A 7,197-nucleotide genomic window follows, 5' to 3' on the forward strand; every position below is an offset into this window, starting at 1 on the left:
CTCGGGGCCCGCGGTGGGCGAGGCCCCGGCGTCGGCGGGCACCGGGTCACCGGCGTCCAGTCCGAGATGGCGGGCCAGTACGGCGCACCACGGTTCACGCACCGATTCGTCGATCACTCGCAGCAGCGTCCATACCACCCGGTCGGGCGACCACGGGTCCTCGTGCGGACCGAAACCGCTGATCGCGGCCGATATCTCCTCGACCAGCGCGGCCGGGGCGGGGAACCGGATATTGGCCGCGACACCGTCACCGGAGGCCGCCGAGGCCCCCAGCACACCCGAGAGTTGCTGCGTCAGCCAGCGTTCCACGCCCTTGGCGGGCACCGCGACCACCTCGGCGGCGAACGGATCGGGCAGCGGCTCGGTGAGCAGTCCGGCCAGCGCGGCGACCAGCGTATCCGCGCGTTCGGCGCGGTGGATGTGCAGTGCCATCTCCGCCCTTCCGCTCGGCCCGATCACCATCCTTCGTCACGTCCGCACTGTTCGGGCGGGCGTATCGTCCACCCGTTTATACGCCCGCCGTCCGACACCGCTCGCCAAGACCCCACGACGGAGCGGACAACCCCGGGACAGGGGATCATCCCCCGGATGTCCCTAGCGCCAACAGCTTTTACCGGATATCGACACCCGGCGCACAGTGATTTAGCGCACATGAGTCACCGACACGCGGTCGTATGGCCGCGATCTCGCGGACGCGCTGTGTCACAGTGCAACCCCGGGAGGAACGGTTACCGCACGAAAGGCTGGTTCGCGTCGATGAAAGCGCTGGTTGTGCCCCTGATACCGAAGGACGGATTCACCGTCCGCCGGTCCGGTGACCGGTGGGAGCTCGTCAACTCCCGACACTACGGACGCACCGTCGTACTGCACTCGTGGCCGCGCGAGGAACATACCGAAGCATTCGAGCACTGCTATCGCCTCAACGGCCGCGCCGCCGCCCTGAAGGCCACCGCGCGGGTCCGCTAGCGGTCCGGGGAAAACGTGCGCGCAGAGCGCCGATATGACAAGGTGTTTCCTCGTGCGTTACCCCCTGCTCACCGGTGCGGCTCCCCGCGTGGCCGCACCCGCCACTGTCCTGGCCGCCGCGGCGATCCTGTTCGCCGGTGTGCCCGCCGGCCTGCCCTCGGCCGATGCCGTACCGCACGCCCATACCCAGGGATGCGCGAACGGCTTCGACTGCGATCTGGCCGCCCGTATCGAATCCGTGAACGCGTATCTGGACTCCCGCCCCGGCGTGACCGGCTACGTCGTCCGTGACCGCCGGACCGGCGCGGTCTACGCCAGCCCGCATGCCGAGGACATGGTGTTCACAGCGTCCACCATCAAACTGGCCATCGCCTCGGATCTGCTCAACCGTGCCCGGGTCGGGGCCATCGCCCTGCCGCCGGAGGATCGGCAGCTCATGGAGCAGATGATGTCCACCTCCAACGACCAGGCCACCGACCTGCTGTGGAACAAGTACTCCGGTCTCGACGGCCAGGCGTTCAACAATGCGTTCCGCGCGAACGGTATGACCAGTCTCCGGCCCGAGCCGTCGCCCAACGGGCGCCCGAACTGGGGTTTCCAGAAGACCACCGCGGCCGATCTGGACCGGCTGATGTCCAATGTGCTGGACCGGATGCACCCCGACGATCGCGGCTACCTGACCGACCTGATGCGCCGGGTCGATTCCAACCAGCACTGGGGTGTGTGGGGCGCCGGCTCGGCCATGCGGCCGGGCCTGAAGAACGGCTGGTCGGAGGAGCAGGGCGGCTGGGTGGTGAACTCGGTCGGTTTCGCCGGACCGGGTGAGCGCTACACGCTCGCGATCATGACCGCGATGAACGGTGAGGGCGGCTACCAGGAAGGCGCCGAAACCGATACGACGATCGCCGAAAAACTGCTGGCCGGACGCTGATCACCGCGACCGGCGCACTCCGGGCCCCCCGTTGCGCAACGGGGGCCCGGAGTCGTTTCGCAGGCGATGTCTCAGTTGAGCCGGCGCAACCGCATCGGGGCGTCGTCGCGCGGGAACGGGATGGTGGTGAAGCCCCACGGCATCCGGTAGGTGTCCGGGAAGCTCCACTCGTAGTCGCGGACGAGCGCCGAGATGATCGTCTTGACCTCGAAGGTGCCGAAGTGCATCCCGATGCACTTGTGCGAACCGGCACCGAACGGCATCCAGGCCAGCCGGTGCGATTTGTCCTCGCGCCGCTCCTCGGAGAACCGTAACGGATCGAAGACCTCGGGGTCGGTCCACAACTCCTCGAGCAGATGGTTCACCTGGTAGCCGAGGTCCACCGGAGTACCGGCGGGGATGTAGTGACCGAGGATCTCGGTATCGCGGACCGCGCGGCGCACCATACCGGGGACCGGCGGCATGAGACGCAGGCTCTCCTTCACCACCAGATCCAGCGTGCGCAAGGTGTCCAGATCGGCGATCGTCGGAGACTGGTGGTCCAGATCCAGCGCCCGCACCTCCGCACGCACCCGCTGCTGCCATTCCGGGTGTTTGCCCAGGTAGTAGGCCACGGCCGTGGCGGTGGTCGTGGTCGTATCGTGCGCGGCCATGATCAGGAAGATCATATGGTTGACCACATCGGCGTCACTGAACACCGAGCCGTCCTCGGCCCGTGCGTGACACAGGCCCGAGAAGAAATCCGGGGCGTCGCTGCGCCTTTTCTCCGGCACCATCGCGGTGAAGTACTCCTCGAGTACGGCACGGCCGCGCAACCCCGCGCGCCATTTCCCACCGGGCACACTGTGGCGCACCAGGGCCAGCCCGGCGTGGGTGCAGGCGACGAAGGCGTCGGTGAGATCCTTGCGCCGGTCACCGACCTCGACCGCCATGAAGGTCTCCCCCGCGATATCGAGGGCCAGCTCCTTGATCGCCGGGAACAGCCGCACGGTGCGGCTCGCATCCCTGCCCTCCGGCACCCAGCGGCCGATACTGGCGCGCACCACCGGGGTCAGCTCGGCGAGATGGGCTTCCAGCCGTTCCCGGGTGAACGCCTGCTGCATGATCCGGCGATGGAACATGTGCTCATCGAATTCGAGCAGCAGCAGCCCGCGGCGGAAGAAGGGCCCGATGAAGTAGTCCCAGCCCTGCCCGAAATCGCGCCGACGCCGGCCGACCACCTCGTCGATGGCTTCGGGCCCGGCGGCGAACACCCGGTCCATCCCCATGGAATTGTTGATGTTCACCGGCCCGAAGCGGCGGTACTTGTCCAGGAGTTCGGCCGGACCCCAGCGCATGTAGTGGAAAGTGCGGCCCACATACGGCAGGCCCGCGTCGCCGCGTACGGCCACCGTGTCGCTACCGCGGGGCGGAGTGGCCAGCGTCCGCTGCCGATCCGGCACTGTCAACAGCAGCCGGTCGACCACACTTCGGCGCGGGATCTCGATGAGCGCCGAATTCTCGGTATCGGTGCGCGCACGCGCACGATGCGCGGCGACACGGTCGACGGTGACCATGGCGAAACCTCCTGAGAGACAGCACCCATCGTATTGTCTTTGTTGCAACGGCTCAGCCCAATCCACCGAATCGGTATCATCCCGCTTCCCGCCGAGACCCCGGCGCAATGGCTATCGTGGTGAGTTGCCGCACCACCGCGAGTGAACAACGGGCGTCTGACTGTGTCGTACCCGGGTACTGCTACTACCGTGTGCGTTGTCAGCAATTGATCACCAGGGCAGCACCGGGCCCAACCGCCGGCGAGGAGCGACCATGAACACGCAACCTGTTGGGAACGGCCGGCACCGCGTCGTCGTCATCGGATCGGGTTTCGGCGGCCTGTTCGGCACCAAGCATCTCAAACGTGCCGATGTCGAGGTCACCCTCATCTCCAAGACCACCACCCACCTCTTCCAGCCGCTGCTCTACCAGGTCGCGACCGGCATCCTGTCGGTCGGCGAGATCGCGCCGGCGACCCGGCTCGTGCTGCGCAAACAGAAGAACGCCCGGGTGCTGCTGGGTGAGGTCACCGAGATCGACCTGGAGAAACGCACCGTCACCTCGGTGCTGCTCGGCGAATCGACGGTGACCCCCTACGACAGCCTCATCGTGGCCACCGGTGCACAGCAGTCGTATTTCGGCAACGACCAGTTCGCCACCTTCGCGCCGGGTATGAAGACCATCGACGACGCCCTGGAACTGCGCGGCCGCATCCTCGGCTCGTTCGAACAGGCCGAGGTGGCACAGACCCAGGAGGAGCGCGACCGGCTGCTCACCTTCGTGGTGGTGGGCGCCGGACCGACCGGGGTCGAACTGGCCGGGCAGATCGCCGAACTCGCCGACCGTACGCTGGAGGGCACCTTCCACAACATCGATCCCCGCGACGCCCGGGTGATCCTGGTCGAGGGCGCGGGCGCGGTGCTGGGCCCGATGGGACCGAAACTCGGCGGCAAGGCGCAGCGGCGCCTGGAATCCATGGGCGTGGAGATCCAATTGAACGCCCTGGTCACCGACGTGGACGCGCACGGGGTCACGGTGAAGGACTCCGACGGCACCAGCCGCCGCATCGAATCGGCGTGCAAGGTCTGGTCGGCCGGGGTGCAGGCCAGCCCGCTGGGCAAGATGATCGCCGACCAGTCCGACGGTACCGAGGTCGACCGGGCCGGGCGGGTCGTGGTGGAACCCGACCTGACCGTCAAGGGGCATCCGAACGTCTTCGTCGTCGGCGATCTGATGTCGGTACCGGGCGTTCCGGGCCAGGCCCAGGGCGCGATCCAGGGCGCCACCTACGCGGCGAAACAGATCAAGGCGGAGCTGGCGGGTAAGCAGACGGCGTCGGAACGCAGGCCGTTCTCCTACTTCAACAAGGGCAGTATGGCGACGATCTCGCGCTTCAGCGCGGTCTGCCAGGTGGGCAAACTGGAGTTCGGCGGGTTCATCGCCTGGCTGGCCTGGCTCGGCCTGCACCTGTACTACCTGGTCGGCTACCGCAGCCGGATCACCACGATCTTTCAGTGGTTCGTCACCTTCCTCGGCCGGACTCGCGGCCAGATGGCGGCGACCGAGCAGTGGATCTTCGCCCGCCTGGCCCTGGAGGCGGTGTACGGCGACAGCGAAGAGGGCGAGGAGATCGTGCGCGGCGCGGCGGGTCGCCGGCCCCCGGCACCCTCCCCCGGCACTCCGGCCGTCACCGCCGAAGCCGTCGACACCGGCGCGCCCGAGAAACCCGGTGGCGAGCGTAAAGTCGGCTGACCGGGCTCACCTCCCCGATTCGGCGCCCTTTCGGAGCTAACATCTGGCAATCAGATGATCTCCGCAGAGAGGCGCCTATGGGTAAGCACAGGACAACCGTCCGTTCCCGGCGTGCCGCCGGATCGGTCGTCGCGGCGGGAGCAGTCCCGCTCATCGCGACACTGATCGGCGCCGGGACGGCCCATGCCGATGTTCTTCCCGCTCCACTCGCCCCACCCGCTGTTCCCGCGGTACTGCCGTCGTTGCCCACGCTGCCCGCCGTTCCCCAGGTACTGACGCCGCTACCCACGATGCCCGCTGGGCTGCTCCCGCCCGCACCGGATCCGGCCGTGCATCCGTTCGGCGCGGTCACCGGCGCGCTCCAGGAAGCCACCCGTTCGGTCACCGATGCCGTCACCGCGGCCACCGACCGGTTCACCCACCCGGTACCCGGGGCCCCGCTGCCCGTGGCCCCGATACCGGCGGCGACTCCCGGGCTCGAGCTCGTGGACGGCTATCCGGTGCCCGGAACCGCATCGCATACCACCCGCCCCGCCACACCGATCGAGGCTCCGCCCGGCACACTGCGGGTCGGCGACCTCGAGATGAGCCTGCCGTTCGATACGCGAGAGCTCAACGCCGATGCCGATCGGACCCAGGAGCAGCTGACGGCCTTCCTGGACTCGTCCGGTATCGAGCGCAGCCGGGCGGACCGGGTCGCCGCCCAGGCCATGAGCTCCGGCCTGATCGGCGCCGGGATCGGCGCCGCGGTCGCGGCACCGGTGGCCATTCCGTTCGCGATGTTCGGTGCCGCCGCGGGTTTTGTGGTCGGGCTGCCCTTCCTCCCCACCGGACTCGTCGTCGGACCGGTCCTCGGCGCCACCCTCGCCTACGGGGTGGTCACGGTGCCGGCCGTGATCGCCGGCGCGGCGCTCGGCGCCGCGTTCGGGGCGACCGACGGTTTCACCACGCAGCCGTTCGGCCCGCTGCCACCGCTGTAATCGAGCACCCACGGAGAACTCGCCGGCGAACCACCGGACAACTATTGGTCACCACCTGGAAAACCGGCACTACCTGTTGTTGTAAGGCGACTGAACGGACCGAACCCATCCGCGCCGCGCTCCGGAACGAATGTCTGGCAAACCGACAAATTTCCCGGAGAAAGGCGACCATGGGTAAGCACAGGGCAACCGGTCCGTCCCGGCGTGCTGCAGGCTCGGTCGTCGCGGCGGGCGCGATCCCGCTCATCGCGACACTGATCGGCGCCGGCACCGCCAATGCCGAGGCACTCCCCGCTCCACCCGCGTCATCCCCGATCCCCGCCGCGCTGCCGACGCTGCCCCCGGCCCCGATCCCCACCGTGGACCCGTTCGGCGCGGCCACCGATGCCGTGCAGGAGGCGGCGCGGGTCGCGGTCCGGTCGGCCACCGATACGCTCACCGCGGCCACGGCTCCGTTCACCCACGCCGCGCCCGCGGCTCCCGCGGTCCTGCGGCCGGCCGTGATCGCGGACCCGGGTGCCCCGATGCCCGCCCTCGCGACGCGGCCGGTGCCGAATCACGCCTATCTCGCACCGCAGGGTGAACTGCACGCGCCCATGCCGGTCGCGCCGGTCGCGCCGATCGAGGCGCCGCCGGGCAAACTGCGGATCGGGAACGTCGAAATGGACGCGCCGTTCGATGTGCGCGACATCAATACCGGCGCCGCGCAGACCGAGGCGCAGCTGGCCACCTTCCTGGACTCGGTCGGTGTCGAACGCAGCCGCTCGGACAAGATCGCCGCGCAGACTCTGGGCTCGGCCGCCATCGGCGCCTCGGTGGCCAATACGCTGGCCTCCCCTCTCGCCGGCACCTCGGCCATGGTCGGCGCGGTCGCCGGCTTCATCTCCGGGATTCCGTTCCTGCCGATCGGGCTCGTCATCGGGCCGGTACTGGGCGCGGCCATCGGTTATGCGGTGATCGCGGCGCCGGCGGCCGCCGCCGGCGCGGCCATCGGCGGAGCGGTCGGCGCGGCGGACGGTTTCGCCGCCGCCC

Annotated in this window: 7 protein-coding genes; 5 read left to right on the forward strand and 2 right to left on the reverse strand. The window is 69.0% G+C overall.

The window, feature by feature from the left end; all coding sequences use genetic code 11:
• Positions 1 to 432: exodeoxyribonuclease V subunit gamma (locus tag ACLML9_RS26695; RefSeq protein ID WP_411948101.1), on the reverse strand; the 432-nt coding region annotated here is incomplete at its 3' end.
• Between the two features lie 324 nt (positions 433 to 756).
• Here ACLML9_RS26695 and ACLML9_RS26700 point away from each other — a divergent pair.
• Both ACLML9_RS26700 and ACLML9_RS26705 read left to right on the forward strand, forming a co-directional pair.
• Positions 757 to 966, forward strand: a complete 210-nt coding sequence (locus tag ACLML9_RS26700) for a hypothetical protein (RefSeq protein WP_030520648.1) — start codon at positions 757 to 759, stop codon at positions 964 to 966.
• Positions 967 to 1,018: 52 nt separating this feature from the next.
• Positions 1,019 to 1,897 carry a serine hydrolase gene (locus tag ACLML9_RS26705; protein ID WP_411948102.1) on the forward strand — a complete coding sequence of 293 codons (879 nt, stop codon included), beginning with the start codon at positions 1,019 to 1,021 and terminating at the stop codon, positions 1,895 to 1,897.
• 71 nt (positions 1,898 to 1,968) lie between these two features.
• Here ACLML9_RS26705 and ACLML9_RS26710 read toward each other — a convergent pair whose 3' ends face one another.
• Entirely contained in the window at positions 1,969 to 3,453 is a 1,485-nt protein-coding gene (locus ACLML9_RS26710; RefSeq protein WP_411948103.1) for a cytochrome P450, read from the reverse strand.
• A gap of 253 nt (positions 3,454 to 3,706) precedes the next feature.
• Between ACLML9_RS26710 and ACLML9_RS26715 the strand changes: the two genes are divergently transcribed.
• The 3 genes from ACLML9_RS26715 to ACLML9_RS26725 all read left to right on the forward strand — a co-directional run.
• Positions 3,707 to 5,185, forward strand: coding sequence for an NAD(P)/FAD-dependent oxidoreductase (locus tag ACLML9_RS26715; protein WP_411948104.1), 1,479 nt, complete (start codon positions 3,707 to 3,709; stop codon positions 5,183 to 5,185).
• A gap of 77 nt (positions 5,186 to 5,262) precedes the next feature.
• Complete coding sequence (locus ACLML9_RS26720; RefSeq protein ID WP_411948105.1) at positions 5,263 to 6,165, forward strand: hypothetical protein; 903 nt, start codon at positions 5,263 to 5,265, stop codon at positions 6,163 to 6,165.
• Positions 6,166 to 6,335: 170 nt separating this feature from the next.
• Positions 6,336 to 7,197, forward strand: an 862-nt coding sequence (locus ACLML9_RS26725) for a hypothetical protein (protein WP_411948106.1), incomplete at its 3' end; no start/stop codon positions are given.

Origin of the sequence: Nocardia sp. NPDC002869 (genome assembly GCF_046764065.1) — a bacterium.
Classification (GTDB): domain Bacteria; phylum Actinomycetota; class Actinomycetes; order Mycobacteriales; family Mycobacteriaceae; genus Nocardia; species Nocardia rhamnosiphila.